At 35.0% G+C, this 19,421-nt stretch carries 16 protein-coding genes; 1 reads left to right on the forward strand and 15 read right to left on the reverse strand.

All coding sequences use genetic code 11. From position 1 onward, the window contains the following. Positions 1-274: 274 nt before the first annotated feature. The 8 genes from adhE to ACYSNW_RS02940 all read right to left on the reverse strand — a co-directional run bounded on the left by adhE (position 275) and on the right by ACYSNW_RS02940 (position 8,843). Positions 275-2,872, reverse strand: coding sequence for a bifunctional acetaldehyde-CoA/alcohol dehydrogenase (gene adhE / locus ACYSNW_RS02905; protein ID WP_461742936.1), 2,598 nt, complete (start codon positions 2,870-2,872; stop codon positions 275-277). Between the two features lie 246 nt (positions 2,873-3,118). Next, the gene (locus ACYSNW_RS02910) at positions 3,119-3,367 is read right to left on the reverse strand and encodes a post-transcriptional regulator (RefSeq protein ID WP_461742937.1); all 249 of its coding nucleotides are present in this window, start codon (positions 3,365-3,367) and stop codon (positions 3,119-3,121) included. A 270-nt stretch (positions 3,368-3,637) separates the two neighbouring features. Beyond that, a complete protein-coding gene (gene yajC / locus ACYSNW_RS02915) occupies positions 3,638-4,015 on the reverse strand; it encodes a preprotein translocase subunit YajC (RefSeq protein WP_461742938.1) in 378 nt (125 codons plus the stop codon). A gap of 86 nt (positions 4,016-4,101) precedes the next feature. Beyond that, positions 4,102-5,247 carry a tRNA guanosine(34) transglycosylase Tgt gene (gene tgt / locus ACYSNW_RS02920; protein WP_461742939.1) on the reverse strand — a complete coding sequence of 382 codons (1,146 nt, stop codon included), beginning with the start codon at positions 5,245-5,247 and terminating at the stop codon, positions 4,102-4,104. A gap of 420 nt (positions 5,248-5,667) precedes the next feature. Beyond that, positions 5,668-6,006: an iron chaperone gene (locus ACYSNW_RS02925; RefSeq protein WP_461742940.1), complete on the reverse strand. Its 339-nt coding sequence runs from the start codon at positions 6,004-6,006 to the stop codon at positions 5,668-5,670. A gap of 27 nt (positions 6,007-6,033) precedes the next feature. Next, complete coding sequence (locus tag ACYSNW_RS02930; RefSeq protein ID WP_461742941.1) at positions 6,034-6,504, reverse strand: nucleoside deaminase; 471 nt, start codon at positions 6,502-6,504, stop codon at positions 6,034-6,036. Between the two features lie 41 nt (positions 6,505-6,545). Continuing rightward, positions 6,546-7,208, reverse strand: coding sequence for a 5'-methylthioadenosine/S-adenosylhomocysteine nucleosidase (gene mtnN, locus ACYSNW_RS02935; protein ID WP_461742942.1), 663 nt, complete (start codon positions 7,206-7,208; stop codon positions 6,546-6,548). A 162-nt stretch (positions 7,209-7,370) separates the two neighbouring features. Continuing rightward, positions 7,371-8,843 (reverse strand): L,D-transpeptidase, encoded by a 1,473-nt coding sequence (locus tag ACYSNW_RS02940; RefSeq protein ID WP_461742943.1) that lies wholly within the window; start codon positions 8,841-8,843, stop codon positions 7,371-7,373. A gap of 413 nt (positions 8,844-9,256) precedes the next feature. Here ACYSNW_RS02940 and ACYSNW_RS02945 point away from each other — a divergent pair, with 413 nt between their 5' ends. Continuing rightward, complete coding sequence (locus ACYSNW_RS02945; RefSeq protein WP_461742944.1) at positions 9,257-9,838, forward strand: YdcF family protein; 582 nt, start codon at positions 9,257-9,259, stop codon at positions 9,836-9,838. 135 nt (positions 9,839-9,973) lie between these two features. Here the strand turns inward: ACYSNW_RS02945 and ACYSNW_RS02950 are convergent, their stop codons facing one another. From ACYSNW_RS02950 to ACYSNW_RS02980, 7 genes are all read right to left on the reverse strand, one after another. After that, the gene (locus tag ACYSNW_RS02950) at positions 9,974-11,446 is read right to left on the reverse strand and encodes a glycoside hydrolase family 32 protein (RefSeq protein WP_461742945.1); all 1,473 of its coding nucleotides are present in this window, start codon (positions 11,444-11,446) and stop codon (positions 9,974-9,976) included. An 11-nt stretch (positions 11,447-11,457) separates the two neighbouring features. After that, the gene (locus ACYSNW_RS02955) at positions 11,458-12,306 is read right to left on the reverse strand and encodes a carbohydrate ABC transporter permease (RefSeq protein ID WP_461742946.1); all 849 of its coding nucleotides are present in this window, start codon (positions 12,304-12,306) and stop codon (positions 11,458-11,460) included. Then, positions 12,303-13,187, reverse strand: coding sequence for a carbohydrate ABC transporter permease (locus tag ACYSNW_RS02960; RefSeq protein WP_461742947.1), 885 nt, complete (start codon positions 13,185-13,187; stop codon positions 12,303-12,305). Before ACYSNW_RS02960 ends, ACYSNW_RS02955 begins: the two co-directional genes overlap by 4 nt. Positions 13,188-13,205: 18 nt before the next feature. Then, positions 13,206-14,519, reverse strand: a complete 1,314-nt coding sequence (locus tag ACYSNW_RS02965; RefSeq protein ID WP_461742948.1) for an ABC transporter substrate-binding protein — start codon at positions 14,517-14,519, stop codon at positions 13,206-13,208. Between the two features lie 237 nt (positions 14,520-14,756). Then, positions 14,757-15,734, reverse strand: a complete 978-nt coding sequence (locus tag ACYSNW_RS02970; protein ID WP_461742949.1) for a LacI family DNA-binding transcriptional regulator — start codon at positions 15,732-15,734, stop codon at positions 14,757-14,759. Between the two features lie 264 nt (positions 15,735-15,998). After that, the gene (locus ACYSNW_RS02975) at positions 15,999-17,465 is read right to left on the reverse strand and encodes a glycoside hydrolase family 1 protein (RefSeq protein ID WP_461742950.1); all 1,467 of its coding nucleotides are present in this window, start codon (positions 17,463-17,465) and stop codon (positions 15,999-16,001) included. A 30-nt stretch (positions 17,466-17,495) separates the two neighbouring features. Continuing rightward, positions 17,496-19,385: a beta-glucoside-specific PTS transporter subunit IIABC gene (locus tag ACYSNW_RS02980; RefSeq protein ID WP_461742951.1), complete on the reverse strand. Its 1,890-nt coding sequence runs from the start codon at positions 19,383-19,385 to the stop codon at positions 17,496-17,498. Positions 19,386-19,421 lie beyond the last annotated feature (36 nt).

The raw sequence follows: 19,421 nt of genomic DNA on the forward strand, positions 1-19,421 counted from the left end.
ACCCATCTATTTATCTAAAAGAACATCCTTAAAAGCAAGAATGACACGTTCAGATAAACATTGTATCCAGTGACTATTTACCAACTGATTATTTATTTGCTTATGACTCATTACTTGACCCATCAGATATTCTCCTTTCATCATTTTTTCTAACACAACGAATAGTATCATCTTTTTTTCTATCTGTCAATTTTTCATAAAAAAAGCACTTAGAAAACTAAGCTAGTCTTCTAAGTGCTTTTCTAATTTAACTATTCATTGTTATCTTGAATGATTAGCCATTGTAAGCATCAACAATGATTTGTTTCAATTCACTGATTAATGGTTCTTTTGGATTTGCAGTTGTACATTGATCTTCGTAAGCAAGTTCAGCCATACGATCAACTGTTGTATCCAAGACTTTTTGTGTAACGCCTTGTGCTTTCAAGTTCATGTCGATGCCAACTTTCACACCTAAATCATAAACTGCTGTCGCAAGAGCTTCAACTAACTCAGCTGTATTTTTACCTTTAAGCCCTAAGAACTTAGCGATATCAGCATAATCTGTATCTGCACGGAAGTAATCATATTTAGGGAACATCGCATGTTTTGAAGGATCTTTCGCATTGTAACGGATAATATGCGGTAAAAGAATCGCATTTGTACGTCCGTGTGGAATACCGTATTCTCCACCAATTTTATGCGCTACAGAGTGACAAATTCCCAAGAATGCATTGGCAAACGCCATACCAGCCATTGTAGAAGCATTATGCATTTTTTCGCGAGATTCCATATCTGGTGTCTTCACTGATTTTTCTAAATAGTCAAAGACTAATTTAATTGCTTGTAAGCTTAAGCCACGAGTGTAATCAGATGCCATAACTGAAACATAAGATTCAATTGCGTGTGTCAAAACGTCCATCCCTGTATCAGCTGTTACAGAAGCTGGTACAGACATTACAAATTGAGGATCCACAATTGCTACATCTGGAGTCAACGCATAGTCAGCTAATGGATATTTTACGTGTGTATCACTATCTGTAATAACCGCAAATGGTGTTACTTCTGAACCAGTACCTGAAGTTGTTGGAATACATACAAATTGTGTTTTTTCAGGTTTTTCAATTTTGTACGTACGTTTACGGATATCCAAGAATTTTTGTTTAGCGCCAAAGAATGAAGTATCTGGGTGCTCATAGAACATCCACATGCCTTTAGCAGCATCCATTGCAGAACCACCACCTAAAGCGATGATTGTATCTGGTTGGAAGTCAACCATAACTTTTGTTCCTGCATAAACAGTATTTGTTGAAGGGTTAGGTTCAACATCTGAGAAGACTTCAATTTTCACGTCGTTTTTACGTTTTTGTAACTCTTTACGAACAGTGTCAGCATAACCAAATTGAACCATTCCTGGGTCACAAACGATCATTACACGTTCTACATTTTCCATTTTTTGTAAATATTGTAATGAATTTTTTTCAAAGAAAATTTTTGGTGGTAATTTAAACCATTGCATATTATTTCTCCGTTTCGCTACAGTTTTCACATTGATCAAGTTTACAGCAGATACGTTTTTAGAAACAGAGTTTTTACCGTATGAACCGCAACCTAATGTTAATGATGGAATCATTTCGTTATAGATATTACCAATTCCGCCTTCAGCAGATGGTGAGTTAACTAAGATACGACAAGCTTTCATGCGTAAGCCAAATTTCACTTGTAAATCTTCATCTTCAGTATGAATAACCGCTGTATGTCCTAATCCACCTAAATCAAGCATTGCTTCACATAAATCAAACGCATGGTCTGAGTTTGTTGATTTAATCATTGCTAAAACTGGTGATAATTTTTCACGAGATAATGGATACTCTGCTCCAGCTCCCTCTAATTCAGCGATAAGGATTTTTGTTCCTTTTGGTACTTTGATACCTGCTAATTCAGCAATATGTTCTGCAGAATAACCAACGATTGCAGGATTTACTGCATATTTACCTTCGTTCATCACTGCATTTTCTAATTTTTTCAATTCGTTCGGTTTTACAATGTATACTTGATGTGCTTCAAATTCAGCTTTAACTGCATCGTAAATATCTTTATCAACGATGACTGCTTGTTCAGAAGCACAAATCATTCCGTTATCAAATGATTTAGAAACGATTAGATCATTGACTGCACGTTTGATTTTCGCTGTTTTCTCGATATATGATGGTACGTTACCTGGTCCAACACCTAAAGCTGGTTTACCAGTAGAGTATGCTGATTTAACCATCGCAGCTCCACCTGTTGCTAAAACGATTGCCACACCTGGGTGGTTCATTAATGCAGAAGTTGCTTCAATTGATGGTTGTTCAATCCATTGTACACAGTTTTCTGGAGCGCCAGCTTCGATTGCTGCATCACGAACGATACGAGCTGCTTCAGCTGAACATTTTTGAGCGCTTGGATGGAAAGCAAAAATAATTGGGTTACGTGTTTTTAATGCAATCAATGCTTTAAAAATAGTTGTAGAAGTTGGGTTTGTTGTTGGTGTAACACCACAAACCACACCAACTGGTTCTGCGATTTCAATCAACCCTGTTTGATCATCTTGATTAATCACACCAACTGTTTTATCATGTTTAATACTGTTCCAAATATATTCAGAGGCATACATGTTTTTGATTGCCTTATCTTCGTAAATTCCACGGCCAGTTTCTTCAACAGCCATTTTAGCTAGTGGCATATGTTTATCTAACGCAGCCATTGCCATTTGATGAACAATGTAGTCTACCTTTTCTTGATCAAAATTTTCCATTTCTTTCAGTGCAACATTTCCTTTTGCAGCTAGATCATCAATCATTGCTTGTACATCAACTGTTTCTGACTTCTTTTCTTTTACCGTTTTAGCCATTATAGTCCTCCTAAAATAATTTTAAATTAGTTTGTTAACTATTTCACATTTATATCATACAACATCTTTCGAACGATGTAAATAGTTTTTTGTGATTTTTTTCACAGTTTTTCATAAAAAAAATCGCACCAAAAAAGAGAGCGTTTTCTTTTATCTTGATGAATAAAACAAGATACTCAATCTACTTTTTCAGTACACGATTAAGCTCTTGTTTATCTATATCTGAGTTTTAAACGCTCTGCTTTTTTAGAATAAATCTTCTAAGTCATGCCAATCATTAATTTTAACGTATTTAGTTTGCGCCAATAATTGTTGATAATCAAAAAAATCATTGGATTTTATATGTAAAATGTCTTCACGACACTCTTTAATTGAAAGTTTTGGTTTTTTCTTCCACCGATAAGACAATAGATAATTTAACAATTCTGCTTCGTCTACTGCTAAGTATCCTTGTTGCTTAAAGTTAGAACATTTTTCTTTAATATCTTTTTTCAATAATAGTTTTTGATGCCATGATAACTTTTCGATGTTACTCTCTCCCTTCTAAAAACAGAGCCTTCTTTTCTTACGAACGGAAGATCAGCGAAATAGACATACAGTTAAAAAATGACTTTCTAAAATCATTTAATTCTGAAAAATAAGATAAAATTCACAAAAATCTAAAAAACGATTCTTGTGAATTTCATCTCAATCTCTTTTTTTACTATCGATTTATTCAAAATAAAAACAAATGAATCAATCGATTACTACAGAAATAAATAACTGTTATTTTGTTTCTTCATTCTCAGCAGTTTCATTTGAATCTGCTTCTTGTACTTCAACCACTTCTTCTGTCACCGCTTCAACTGGTTGTTCTTCTACGATTGTTTCTGTCGTTACTGTTTTAGCAGGCGTTACAGTTTTAATTGCAGCTCGGTCAAATTCAAGAATAATCCCTTCACAATCAATTAGAATTGTTTTTTTTGTATCATCAAAATCAGAAATTACACCATGTAAGCCACCAATCGTTACAACACTGTCACCAATCTTCATACTATCTAATAAAGCTTGACGTTGATTTTGCTGTTTCTTTTGGGTACGAGTCATGAAAAACATCATTCCTCCAACAGCAACTAACATGAAAATCATTGAAAATCCACCCATTATTTGTTCACCTCATTATATTTATATACGCACTGTACTTACTTTAACAAAAATCACACACTAAAACTAGCATTTTAGTCCAATTTTTAAAAACTTTTTGCATTCTCTTTATTAAACCCATATTCTTCAAAAAATGCTTGTCTGAAATCTAATAAATTATCATCCATGATCGCTTGACGAACTTGTTTCATCAAGTTCAATAAGAAGTAAAGATTATGATAAGAAGTCAAACGAATTCCAAATGTTTCATTACATTTGATTAAATGTCTAATATAAGCTCTTGAATAGTTTTTACATGTATAACAATCACATTTTTCATCGATTGGACGGAAATCTCTTGTATATTGTGCATTCTTCACCACTAAACGACCTTTAGAGGTCATACAAGTCCCATTACGAGCAATTCTAGTTGGCAAAACACAGTCAAACATATCAATTCCGCGAATCACACCATCAATCAATGAATCTGCTGTTCCTACCCCCATCAAATAACGCGGTTTATGGTCTGGTATCAACGGTGTCGTGTAATCTAGCACACGATTCATCTCTTCTTTCGGTTCACCTACAGATAGACCACCAATCGAATAGCCTGGAAAATCCATACTAATTAAATCTTTGGCACTTTGTCTTCTTAGATCTTCAAATCCGGCTCCTTGAATAATCCCAAATAAGCCTTGACGATCTGGGTTAGCGTGCGCGTTTAAGCCACGTTCTGCCCAGCGAGAGGTTCGTTCAATTGATTTCTTTACATAATCATAACTCTCATCAAATGGTGGACATTCATCAAAACTCATCATGATGTCAGAGCCTAGTTTATTTTGAATCTCAATCGCTTTTTCTGGTGACAAGAATAATTTCGAGCCATTCAAATGGTTTCTAAAATGAACGCCTTCTTCTTTAATATCACGAATATCACTTAGTGAGAACACTTGAAATCCACCAGAATCAGTCAAAATGGGCTGATCCCAGTTCATAAATTTATGTAACCCACCAGCTTCTTCAACTAAATCTTCCCCTGGTCGTAACCAAAGATGGTAGGTATTGCTTAAAATCACCCCTGCACCCATCTCCTTTAATTCCTCTGGCGAAATAGTCTTCACTGTTGCTAAAGTCCCCACAGGCATAAACATCGGTGTTGGGAACGTCCCATGAGGCGTAATCAACTCACCTAAACGAGCCCCTGTATGTTTTTCTTTCTTTATTAAACGATAACGAATGGCTGGTTCCGTCATTCATTTCCCTACTTTCTTCTATATCATCTAGCGCAAATTTCTGCCCCAATCATCATACGTTGTTTTGATGGCTATTGCAAGAAGTTCCGTCATTTTTTACTTTTATATAACGATTTCTTCAATTTAATAAAAGCGCTGATTTTTGTTGCTGAGAAAAATAAAGTGGATGAGACACAAGCAAAGAACACTTTTGTTCTATCTTATAAACCCGAACAAACGGTGGTACAAAAGCAACTCCTTAAGAAATAAGCCGAAATTTACTAAAAATTTGAAGAGCACCAAGTAGGAATCATTCAACATCGAAAGGAAACCTTTCGTGTTTCTTGTCATTTTCGGAAATTCCTTCTTATTTCTCGGAGCTAACCGCTTTTGTGCCAACCTCATCAATTCTATTCTACTTTCATTTATATGAAACCTTAACTACTTTTCGATAGCTTGTAACCGCCAGGCGGTGATTTCCTTGATCAACTCATAAGGAATCGGCTGGTTTGCAGCAAATTGTATGGCACCTTTACTCGTTTTATAGGCGGTCAAAGAGTTTTCAAATACAACGATTGCTTTAGGCCCTGGATAAAAACCAATATGATGCTTTGCTTGAGCGAAATGAACCAGATTTTCTTTTTCGAAATAAGTGGGCATGCCATATTTAATACATTCTTCTGCATTTGGTAATTGTCCTTTGATTACTGCTCGAATCTGCTGTAATGTTTTTTGTTGTTCTAAAGAAAATTGTGCGATATATTCATCGACTGGACTCATTCTCATTCCCTCCAATTTTAATAAAAATCACTTGAAATATTTTTCGTAAATAGTTACAGCTTCTTCAGCTAATAGCCCTTTCTCAACTATTGGTTTATTAGGACTACTTGCAAAAATTTCTTCACTACCAATCATAATATTAAAGCCTGCAATATCCGCAAGTGTTTCATGAGATAAGCTATAAACCATTCGTCCTAAATTACTCCAAACCATGGCGCCTGAGCACATACAACAAGGTTCACAACTCGTATATAATGTATACTCTGCTAAATCACTAACCTTTTGCTCTGAACAAAATTTACGAATCAAACCCAATTCTGCATGATAAGTTGGATCGCTTTCTGTATGGATTCGATTAACTCCTGTCATAACAACTTGATTATTTTTCACTAAAAGTGCTCCAAACGGTTCATTTCCCGCAGCGGCAGCTTGTTCCGCTAACTTAAGCGCTTCTTTCATAAACGTGATATCCAATTCTTGCTGTGTCTTTTGATTCATTTTATTTCCTCCTTTTGATTTCCACTACGTTTCATTTATTTTTATATCTTTTGGACTAGCTTAGCAACCAGCTCACATACCTTATCAGCAATCATTTCTTGTAATTCTTCAGTAGTATGTACAGCTTTTTCATTTGCTTTATCACAGATTCCTCTAAGTGAGATATAACGAATCTCATTTAAATAACAACATTGCGCAATTGCAGCCGATTCCATGTCAACAGCGCTTATAGCAAATTCACGCCAAAGAATCTCTTTCATTGCATCATCTGATACAAACCCTTCCCCAGAACCAAATATTCCATTTTTCACATTGGGGAAATATTGATTCGTCAGTTCAATCATGCTAGGATCGCCCTGATAATATAATTTTTTAGGAAATGTATATTGTGATTGCTTTTTACGAACATCATAATGACAATACTCTGTTCCAACATAGATATCGTAAATTTTACTCTCTTCAGCAATCCCGCCAGAAACACCCACGTTAATCAAAATATCTGGCGTAAAATGAGTAAGTAAAAGCTGCGCATAAATCGTCGCATTTACTTTCCCGCGCCCCGAACAAACTGCCACAATCGTCTGATCCTTCGATTCATTAATATAGAAAGTATTTTGACAAATCTCCAACTGCCTTGAAAAAGAAAATTTTTGTAAAAATGGCCGTAATTCATTTTCCATTGCTGCAATCATTCCAATAATCATACGAACTCCTTCATTTTAACCTTTACTAGAGTAAAGATAAATCTTTTTGTTAGCTTTACCAATTAATTATTCTTAATAACTCATCCATTTATTATAAATGAAGAAACAGAAGCAACTCCTATAGCAATAGACGCTTCTGTCTCTCTTTATTAGTATTTAATTTTAAACTGGTGTACCATACTCTACCGGCTTATCAAATTCTCCTGGGGCACTATCATAGATATGACCATAAATAATAACGGCCATTCCAGGATAAGCTTCATTAAAGATTTGAGTAACAGCTTCAATCGGTGTATTAATACAACCATTACTTCCTGCATCAGTTTGATACGCTGTCTTATTCCCAAAATAAGGTCCTTTATCAGAATCATGAATCCCGATTTGAGTAATTACACCACCCAAACTCTTCAATGGCATCCAATATTTTACTGGCACACTATATTTTGAACCATCTAACATTGAGCCTTCTAATTTTGTATCTGTTTGTTTGTACAAAATCGTATGGAAACCAGGAACTGTGGCCGTTCCTTTATTATAACGACCTGTAATTACATCTGTTTCTACAACTTTAACACCATTTTTAAAGAAATACATCTTTTGATCGTTTAAATCAACTTCAACATAATCTTTATTGACAACATTTGACTGTGTAGCATCACCATCAATTGGAACAACGATTTCTTCAACTGCTTTATCACTATTCAATGCTTGGATAATTAAGTCGCGTGTCTGCGGCATATTGATATCCCAACCATAGCTTCCATTGTTAGTGTACTGTAATGTTTCGCCATGAACATTCGTAAAAGTAATTGGTTTAAAAATCGAACCACGTTGTTGATTGACTTGCTCTACCCAAGCATAAACCTTATCACCATCAACATCACCATTTTCATTCATAAATGACAAAATCTCATCTTTCGCTATTTCAACTTTTTCACCATTAATATCTAATGTAATCTTCTTATTTTCTTTTTTAGACATTAAAGCTAATTTTTCAGTTAACTCTTTATTATCTTTTAAAACTTTCGGTTTTTCGTAAAAGTTCTGCACTTCATAAACAGTGTTCACCTTATTTTGTTCCACATCTGTAGAGATTTGATTAATCAAGGCTTCTTTATCGACGACTGTTCCGTTTTGTTCAGGAACGATTTGATAATTGCCATCTACTTGTTCGATGCGGGCATCTTGACTAGGGGTGCCTTCATCAAAAGTAATCGCATTAATACTATTAGTCAATTCTTCTTTAAATTTCTGATTTTCAGGTAAAGTAATCGATGTTTTATTAAGTTCCTTCGTTAAAAATTCTTCTGTGATTTCATATCTTTCAGGAAACTGAATTTTTTCTTCACGATTAGCCATTTTAATCGTTAGTTCACCAGAGTTATTTTGGTCCTCTAGCTTTTGCTTCGCATCCTTTACACTTAACCAACCAATCGATGTATTACCAGCTTTTGCAGTGGGTAAAAAATGAGATTGAAAATAAGCATAGGCTCCCCCACCTGTTGTAAGAGCTAAAATAATCAATACTATAGCAATAGGGACTAACAATTTTTTTCCATTTTTAGAGGCTTTCTTTTTTCCATTACCTGTCGTTTGACTTCTTGAAGTCCGTGTAACTCCATCATTATTGTTCATTAAACATTCTTCCTTTTATCTCTATTTATGTCTGCAAAGTATAAAATCAAGTGTTCAATCATCTTATCACTAATCTGACATTTACGGTAGTAATTAGTTTCTCTCCATGCGCTTGCGTTCCATAATGAACACTATTACTTTTATTCTATGTGGTAAACTCATTAAAATCAACAGAATAATGTAAATTTTATAAAAAATACCAGTTTTTTTTAAGTTCAATATATTTTTTATATTATCCGAAAAGAAATCACTTAAAGACAAAAATCACTCTCTTGCAAAAATATTTTTCTTAAGAATATTTTCATTATACTAAGCTTTTCTTAATTAATACTTAAAAATAACTAAAGCTTGTATCTTCGGCTCCAATTCATTTACTTTCTATAATAAACTAAATTCTAAAGGGAGTGATCAATGTGAAGTGGTTCAAACGAATCGTTATTTTGTTGGTAAGTATAGGTATCATATATAGTCTAACAGTGCTTTTTTTAATTTTCAGTGGGAAAAAGGAACAGCCTAGCTCTGAACCTGATACAATCCTTATTTTAGGCGCCCAGGTTAAAGGAAACTCGGCGGAAACGGCGTATCCTAGTACCGTTTTAAAGGAACGATTAGATACAGCGATTCCATATATAAATGAACACCCTAAGGCTACGGTCATTGTTTGTGGCGGAAAAGGAACAGATGAACCCGATTCCGAAGCAGCTGTTATGTCTAAGTATCTAATAAAAGAAGGCATACCTGAAAATCAAATTTTAATTGAAGGAAAGTCCACCCGTACAAAAGAAAATATCCAAAATGCGCAAAAGAAAAAAGAGCTTGGCGAAACGGTGATTGTGACAAGCGATTTTCATATGTATCGTTCAGAACTATTAGCTAAACGCTTAGGAATTCAAGAAGTCAGCGGCTTACCTGCCGTTTCTCATTCTTCTGCTACATTTAAATCAAATCTCAGAGAAATCATTGCACTTGGTTATGGTCTAATTTTTGATCATTAACCAAAACTTGATGCTAACACCAATAAATAAGGTATATCTGGAGAATTTGGGTTTTACCAAATTTGCCGGATATACCTTATTTATTGAATTACACACAAAATTGGTTAGCTTCGAAACACAGAGAAGTCAGCTCGATTAGCCAATTTCTCCATAACTTATACTGATGTCTTTTATCGTTCCTAGGCTTGAAACTGTCCAATTATCACTAGACTCTTTCTTATAAAAATTCATCGTCATGGTTACAGGACCATCAGTAAAAATTTCGATTGAAGAAGTGTCTCTGAAAAACTCTAAATGCAGTTGATCACTTTTCAATGGAACTTTTACTTTCCGTGTATCTAAATGCTCAACTTCTGAACCAGTAATCGTATCCCCAACCATTGCTCGACTTATGGACAATAATTCTTCTGCTACATCATAGTTCACAAGCACAAATTCATTTTCTGATTTGGCGATTTCAAAAGTCACTTGCTGTGCTTCCTTAATCGTTGCTACAAATTTCAAGTAAGAAGCATCTGTAGTCAATCCCTCACATAGCAATGTCGCATTTGTCAATTCTTTTTCTTGTATATTCTTTTCATTTTGAATAAATGAGTAAATCGACTGAATTGGTTTTTGTACTAACTGATTTTGTTCAATTGATAACTCTCTCGGTAAAGTCATTGCACCTGCCCAAAGATGTCCTAAATCATTGGTCGGCATATTTCTAGCCCACATTTGCATCCAAGCCACCATAATTCGACGATTTTGTGCATCAAGACAAGTTTGTGGTGCATAGAAATCTAATCCTGAATCAATTTCATGATAATTATCAACCGTTAACTTCCCTGTCGTCCAATCAACCATCCCAATAAAGGCTACAGTCGAGTTCATATTGTGATACGCATTTCCTTCTCTTTGCATTTCGATTGGTGACATCAATAATACATCTTTTCCATCTAATTGGAATAAATCTGGACATTCCCACATAATTCCTTGGTGCGCTTTCCCTTCAAGTAAGACTGATTTAAACATCCAATTTAATAAATCATTGGATTGAAACAACAAGATTTGTCCTCGTTCATCCTCCGTTTTCGAAGCGACCACGCTATAGTATACATCATCTTTTTGAAAAACTTTTGGATCACGAAAATCTTCAATTGCCGCAATACCTTTAATGTGAGGTTCAGCAATTACTGGATTCCCAGCATATTTTTCAAAATGAATGCCATCTTCAGAAACTGCCATACACTGGACTTCTTTTTTGATGCCATTTCGTTCGTAATGACCAGTGTACATTAAATACAATTTACCATCTTTTTCAATTGCACTACCTGAAAAACAACCATCTGCTTCATATTCTTCTGTTGGGGCTAACGCAACTGGTAAATCTTCCCATTGAACAAGGTCTTTTGATTTTGCATGTCCCCAATGCATGGGTCCCCATACACTATCATAAGGATAAAATTGATAGAACAAATGATATTCTCCTTTAAAATAAACAAAACCATTCGGATCATTTATCCAACCAATCGGAGCCATCAAATGATAATGATGTCTATATAATTCATTTACTCGCTCTTTATTCTCTGCAATAAAATTATTCGCCTGCTCAACTGTTGTTCTCATCGTCTTCTCTCCTATTTGATTCCAGTACCAGAACCACCTAATCCTTGTAATATATATTTTTGTGCCACAATGTAGACAATAATCAATGGAATCGTTGAAATCGTCAAGACTGCCATCACTTGATTAATGTATACTGGTTGCGTTGTGTTAATCGTTGTAATCGCCACTTGCATTGAAAATTTGCTTTTATTTGTCAAGACCATCAATGGCCAAATATAATCATTCCAACTACCGATAAATGATAAAACACCTACTGTTGCAATTGCCGGTTTTGACATCGGCAACATGATTGTAAAGAAAATTTTAACAATACTCGCACCATCTAATTTTGCTGATTCAATAATTTCTTCTGGAATTGCAATAAAGAAATTACGGAATAAATAAATGTTAAAAGCACTAGCCATCGCTGGCAAAATTACGGCAATCCGTGTATTGACCAAACCTAATGAATTAACAATTGTAAATTGTGGAATCAAAATAGTTTCCATTGGCACAATCAACAAAGCTAACAAGATACCAAAAATAACTTTTTTACCTGAAAAATTGATTTTAGCAAACGCAAACCCAGCCAATGAATTGACTAAAATAGAACCTGTTGCAAAGGTGATTCCATAAAATAAACTATTAAATAAATAGGTTCCAATACTAAAACGTTCAATAACTTCTTGATAGGTTTTAAACCAGTTAGCTGGATTTAAACTAGGTAAAAAAGCTCTAAAAGATGTTAAGTTGTTGAAAACATCCGCTTCTGATTTCATCGAAGAAACAATCATCCACAACATTGGGAAAATGAATAGACAAGCTAAAAGGATCAATGATACGTACTCTATTATGGTTAATGGGCCAATTTTTTTCCTCATGCTTCTTCATCCTCCTTGATTAGTTTTCTTTGGGCAATTGTAATTAATCCAATCATGGTTGTGAAAATTAACGCAATCGAACTTGAATACCCAACCAATCGATCGGTAAACCCAGTTTGGTAAATATAGTAAACCATGGTCATTGTAGAACTCATTGGTCCACCTTGTGTCATAACCATTGGTTGAATCAATAGTTTGAAAGCTGAAATTAACGTCGTCAATAAGACAAAAATAGCTGTTGGTTTTAATAATGGCATCGTAATATAACGGAATTGTTGGAATTTTGAAAAACCATCAATTTCAGCAGCTTCGTATACATCTTGGGGAATGTTTTGCATGCCTCCTAGTAATAGCAACATTTGATACCCAGCACCTTGCCAAGCAGAAACAAAAACAATCGTGTACATCGCTTGTCTAGGACTTGTCAAAAAGGGTTGTGCTGGCAAACCAATTTTAGTCAATAACATGTTGATTAATCCTTCATTTGGATTCAACAAGTATAACCATAAAATAGAAATAACAACTAAAGACATTACCACTGGAGCAAAAAAGGCAACTTTGAAAAAGATATTTCCTTTGCGTTTTTTATTGATTAACAATGCCATTCCTAAAGCAGCTCCTAATTGAACAGGAATGATCCACACAACAAATTTTGCGGTATTCCAAATACTTTTTATAAATGTCGGATCGGCAAACAAACGTTTAAAATTATCTAATCCAATAAATTGGCGTGCATCTGGTGTTAGTAAATAATAATCCGTAAATGAATAATAAATGACCATACAAACAGGGATAATTAGAAAAACAGTCAATAATATCAATGCTGGTGCTAAAAAACCATACCCCAGTAGGTTTTCTTTTAACGTCGGCTTTCTATTCATGTAAACTCCTCCTTTTGCTTACTTAATCATGTTATCAATAGCTTGCTGCATTTCAGCAGCACGTATGTCTGCTACTTTTTGAACACCTGGACTGTCTTCGTAATAGCAAACATCCTGAATCGCTTGTTGGAAAGCTCTTGAAACTTGAGGATAAGCGACTACAACGGGACGAGCGTGACCAGAGCTTTGGTTTTGTTCCATTAAAAAGCGCATACCATCATTAACCTCATCTTTGATTAAGTCAATCGTCGAACGGCGAACTGGCAAAACACTATTTCCTAAACTCATGATTTTGCTTGATTCCGTACTTGTTACATATTTGATAAAAGCAGCTGATGCATCTTTCTTTTCCGTGTTTTCAGTCATCGCTACTTGCCAGCTTCCCGTTGGTGAAACCAATTTTTTCGTTTTATCAGAGACAGGGTATGGCAACATTCCATAATCGATATCTTGATAGTTCGTATCTAAATCAGCCATTGTCCATGACCCACTCAACAGCATTGGATATTTGCCTGTTTCAAATCCTTTTTCGACTGGAGTGATTGTTGTATAGCCTTCTTTAACTAAGTCTTGAATAAAAGCAAGGGCTTCAACTGTTTCTTGCTTATTGAAATATCCTTCTGCTTTTGTTCCATCTTCATTGACTACCTCACCGCCATTTGACCAAATAAATGGTGTATATGCATAAGTGGCCATTTCATCTTTTGAAGCAAGCTGCATATTAATTGCCGGAGTATTGTGTTTATCAACCAAGCGTTGACAAATATCTTCAAACTCTGACCAAGTCCATGGATTTTCTAATGTGGGTAATTCACTTTCCTTAATTCCTGCTTCTTTAAACATTTTTTTATTGTAGTAAACCCCTACATTCGATTCTGAAAAGCCAAATGCATAAAACTTGCCATTGTATGTTCCTTGCTGAATGATACTATCTAAGACATCGTCCATATCATTATCTTCTAAATAATCATCTAAAGGAGCAATAACTTTGGCATGCGCGTATGCTGCTGTATTTGGTCCATCCAAAGTAATCACATCTGGTAAAGTATTAGTAGTGATTGCTGCATTGACTTTATCTTCATATCCGCCACCACTTCCACTTCTAGGAATATATTCTGTAACGGCTTTATACTTTCCTTCATTTTCCTTATTAAAATTATCAACAATTTCTTGCCAAGCGATTCCTTCTGGCGTTTCATCAGAAAATTGGACCCAAATAGTAATTTCTCCTGGGCCACCACTTGTTGCTTGAATCTTTTTTTTGCCACACGCTGTTAAAAAATTAATTGAACAAAACAATAATAAGAACATCAAAAACCATTTCTTTTTCATTTTTTAACCTCCATTTTTTGAAACGTTTCCAGTTTTCCATGTCATTTCTGGAAACGTTTCATTTATAAAAAAAGGATAACATTGAAAGCGATTTCTGTCAACAATGTTTTTTCCTTTTTTTAATCGATTTTATTTTACTAGACTCAAAAACCTTATTATTAAGCACTTTTGTTGTTATTTCACAAAAAAATTTTTTTACTTTCAATCTATCCTCTTTAAACTTCTTTCACAAAATCACTACTTTATTTCATTAGTTGTTCCATTAGGCACAAATTTTACTGGCAAAACAATGCGTTTCGCGACTTCTTCGCCCTTTATTTTCTTTAAAATCGACTCGACGGCTGCCGCTGCCATCAATTCAACTGGTTGTGCAATACTTGATAGTACAAATTTACGTTCAACGGCCATTCTGATTCCATCAAATCCAATCAACTGGTAATCCTCTGGAGCTGTTAAATTAATCTTTTCCAAACTCTCAATCACATTCAACCCCATAAAATCATTCACTGTAAATAGACCATCAATTTCCGGATTTTCACGCATAAACGTTGTTACTTGCTGCTCTAAATCACTGATTGGTTCTGGCATATCCAAAACTTTATAAGAAATATTATTTTCTCTACAATAATTAAAAAAGCCTTCTCTACGATTAATCGTTTCATTTGGATAGGGAGAATGTCCACCAATATAAGCAATCTGCTGACAACCATGTTTAAGTAACTCTTCCGCTGCCATCATCCCACCAAAATAATTATCTGCGGTTACATAAGTAACATCTTCAGAAAAATGACGATCGATACTGACAAACGGTAAATTAGAAGAAACATACTTATCCACATCAGAATAAGTGATACCGATAATCCCATCAACTTTATTTTGCTTGACCATTTGGATATACTCATGCTCTTTCTCTGGATCTCCATCTGCATTACAAATATATAACTTATAATTTTTTTCACTTAATTTTTCTTCAACATAATAGGCAAATTCAGAGAAAAATGGATGCCAAATAGTAGGTAAAATCAACGCAATCGAATAGCTGCGATTTGTCTTGAGTGCGCGCGCATACTCATCTGGTTCATACGCTAACTCAGTAATTGCTGCTTCGACTTTTTCTTTCGTAGCAGCTTTAACTTGCACACCATTAATCACTCTTGAAACGGTTCCAACCCCTACACCTGCTAAAGCAGCCACATCTTTCATTGTTGCTTTCATCATATTTACCCCTTTCTTCTTTATTTACAATTGTATCATAAAAACCACTCGAAAAGGAAACGATTCCATTTTTTTGTTTAATAATTTTTATTTTTTGATCTATAAACTTCATTGCTACTCTATTTGGGTATTATAGGTTTTTTTATCCTCTTTTTTAAATATAAAAAATCAAGGCAGAAACGAGTATTACACATCGCTTTTGCCTCGATTATTATTTACTAAACCATACTAATTTGAATTTTAATCATTTATTAGCTTATTCAATTAATTTAAAACATTCGCTCCATTCGTTGCAATAACTTCTTTGTACCAGAAGAAACTATCTTTGCGCGAACGATCAAAACTACCATTTCCTTGATCATCTGCATCTACATAAACAAATCCATAACGTTTTGACATTTCTGATGTTGAAGCTGAAACTAAATCGGTACAGCCCCATGGCGTATAGCCCATTAACTCAACACCATCTTCAATCGCTTCATACATTTGTTCAATATGTGATTTCAAGTAGTTGATACGATATTCATCATGAATTGAGCCATCTTCTTCCACTGTGTCTAAAGCACCTAATCCATTTTCAACAATAAATAATGGAATTTCATAACGGTCGTATAGGTTATTTAAAGTGATTCGTAAACCAACAGGATCAATCTGCCAGCCCCAATCAGACGCTTTAAGATAAGGATTCACTTCACCTATAAGGAAATTACCCGCTGTTTCTTCGCCATCTTCTTTTGGTGTAAAACGAGCAATCGAACTCATATAATAAGAAAATGACATGAAATCTACAGGATATTCAGCTAATAATTCCAAATCTCCTTCTTCAATCTTAATTTCAATATTCTTCTCACGGAAAAAGCGTTTCGCATACGCTGGATATTTCCCACGAACTTGAACATCTGAGAAAAATAGATTTTCATGATCTTTATTAATTTCTTCCATCACATCAAGTGGATTTGGTGTTGCTGGATAAGATTGCATACGTGCTAACATCATCCCCACTTTGATTTCTGGATTTACTTCGTGTGCAATTTTTGTTGCTAAACTTGATGCAACAAATTGATGATGAGCTGCTTGATACATATCAGAGATATTTTGTGTTCCATCTTCTGAAATCAATGCCCCACCAATATAGCCAGAAATACTCATCACATTTATCTCATTAAACGTCAACCAATATTTTACTTTGTTTTTATAACGAGTTAAAACTGTTTCAACATACTTAACGAATAAGTCAATCACTTTCCGATTTTTCCAACCACCATAATTTAAAGCAATTCCGATTGGTGTTTCATAGTGAGACAATGTTACTAAAGGTTCGATCCCATATTTTTTACACTCATCAAAGACGTTATCGTAAAATTTTAGTCCTTCTTCATTCGGTTGTGCATCATCTCCATTAGGAAAAATACGAGACCAAGCAATTGATAGACGAAATGTTTTAAAACCCATCTCTGCATATAAAGCAATATCTTCTTTATAGCGATGATAAAAATCTGATCCCCAACGTTTTGGATATAAGCCCTCTTTATCACTCAAAGCGAACTCAACAGCTTCTCTACTCATTGGAGCTGCAAAGTCTTCGGTATTTTTTCTATTTTCTGGAAGAACAGCAATTGCTGTATCAGAAGTTGCTGGTCCACGTCCATCTTCGTTCCATGCTCCTTCAAATTGATTTGCAGCAGTAGCTCCACCCCATAAAAAATTCTTTGGAAATGTTTTTTCTGTCATGTTTTTTCCTTCTTTCTAGTAATTATTCATTTATTTTTTTAAATCCAATAATGGATCGGTTGCATGAAGTTGAGAACTAGTTGTTGCTGTGATTTCGCTAAAACTTGGTGTGTTTGTAACAATAATCGGCGTCACCAGCGAATAACCTGCTGCTTTTATTGCTTCGGTATCAAATGAAATTAATTTTTGTCCTGCAGTTACTCTGTCTCCTTGTTTAACAAATGCTTCAAAATATTTACCATCTAATTCAACAGTATTCATCCCAATATGAATTAAGAGTTCTGCTCCTTGATCAGTCATAATACCAATTGCATGTTTCGTCGGGAAAAGTAATTTAACAACGCCATCAGCTGGTGCAACGATTTCACCGACTGTTGGTTCGATGGCAATTCCATTTCCCATCGCTTTTGATGAAAAGACCTTATCTTCAACATCTTCTAAAGAAACTGCACGACCTGATACTGGGCTAACAATTTTTTGATCTTCAACTACTTCAACTGTAACTTGTGGTATTTGATTTGTTGTGTCATCTGCTACGATAACATCGTTGTTTCCATATAAAGTTGGAATTTTTAGGAACATCATGATAGCAAAAGATAATACAAGAGCTATCGCTGTACCAATCACTAAGTGAATGACACTATGAAAATTCCCAGTAGCTGGTTCAATGTATGAAGGGTATAAGAAAATCCCCATTCCACCCATTGCATAAGAAGTTACATTAAAGATGGATAAGTAAACACCTACGATTGCTGAAACAATACAAGAAACAACAAATGGCGTTTTCATCGGTAATGTATACCCGTAAATTGCTGGTTCTGTTACTCCAAAAATACCAGAAATCAAGGCTGGCATTGCACCGCGTTTCACTTTAGGTTCTTTTGTTTTCAACCAAATAGCTGCTAAAACCCCAACTTGAGTAAAACATGGTAAAACGGCTGCTGTTAAAAATACAGAATGTCCGTTTTGAGCGATATCCATGATTACTATTGGCACAAGTCCCCAATGAAGACCAAACATTACTAGAATTTGCCACATACCACCCAACACAGCGCCATAAATTATCGGACTAAAATTATAAACTGCTTGGAAACCAACGCCAATCCAGTTAGAAGCCGTATTTGCAATTGGACCTACTAAGAAAAAGGTCAATGGTACTGTAACTAGGATTGTAACCAAAGGAACTAGAAACATTTTAACTACATCTGGTGCTATTTTTCTCATGAATTTTTCAATATGAGAAGCAACCCAAATGGCAAGAATAACTGGAAGAACTGTATTGTAATAGCCACCAGTAGGAATCGTTAATGTCATTCCAAAAATTTTACTTGCTCCTGCAACTAGATCTGACAAGCCTGGATAAACCAATGCGCCTGCGATTGCAATTGCCGTATAGACATTCATCTTAAATTTCTTCGCTGCCGTTACCGCTAAAATGATTGGTAAATATTGAAACAGACCATCGCCTAAAGCGTTCATGACAACATATATGCCGTTAGTCGCTTCCATCCCAGAAGCTGCAAGTAACGCTGTAATTCCTTTCAAAATACCGGCAGCTGCCAAAGGTCCCAAGAATGGTTGGAATAAACTAGAAACAACATCGATAAAGCGATCAAATAAATTTCCTTTAGCTCCGTCTCCTTCATCGATGTCTAGCGAACCGCCATCAGCTAGTCCACCAACTTTTAACACCTCTTCGTAGACATCTGGTACATGATTCCCAATTACGACTTGATACTGTCCTCCAGCCTTGACTACTGTCACGATTCCGTCTCTTTGTTGTAAATAATTGGTATCTGCTTTGTTCTCATCTTTCAAGTTAAAACGTAGTCGTGTCACACAATGTTTCACTGTCGTAATATTTTCTTTCCCACCAATGTGATCGATAATATCTTTTGCTAAATCTGTATACTTAGCCATATTTTTCTCCTCTTTCTGGATATAATTTTTATAAAA

It is taken from the genome of Enterococcus sp. LJL99 (assembly GCF_054871725.1).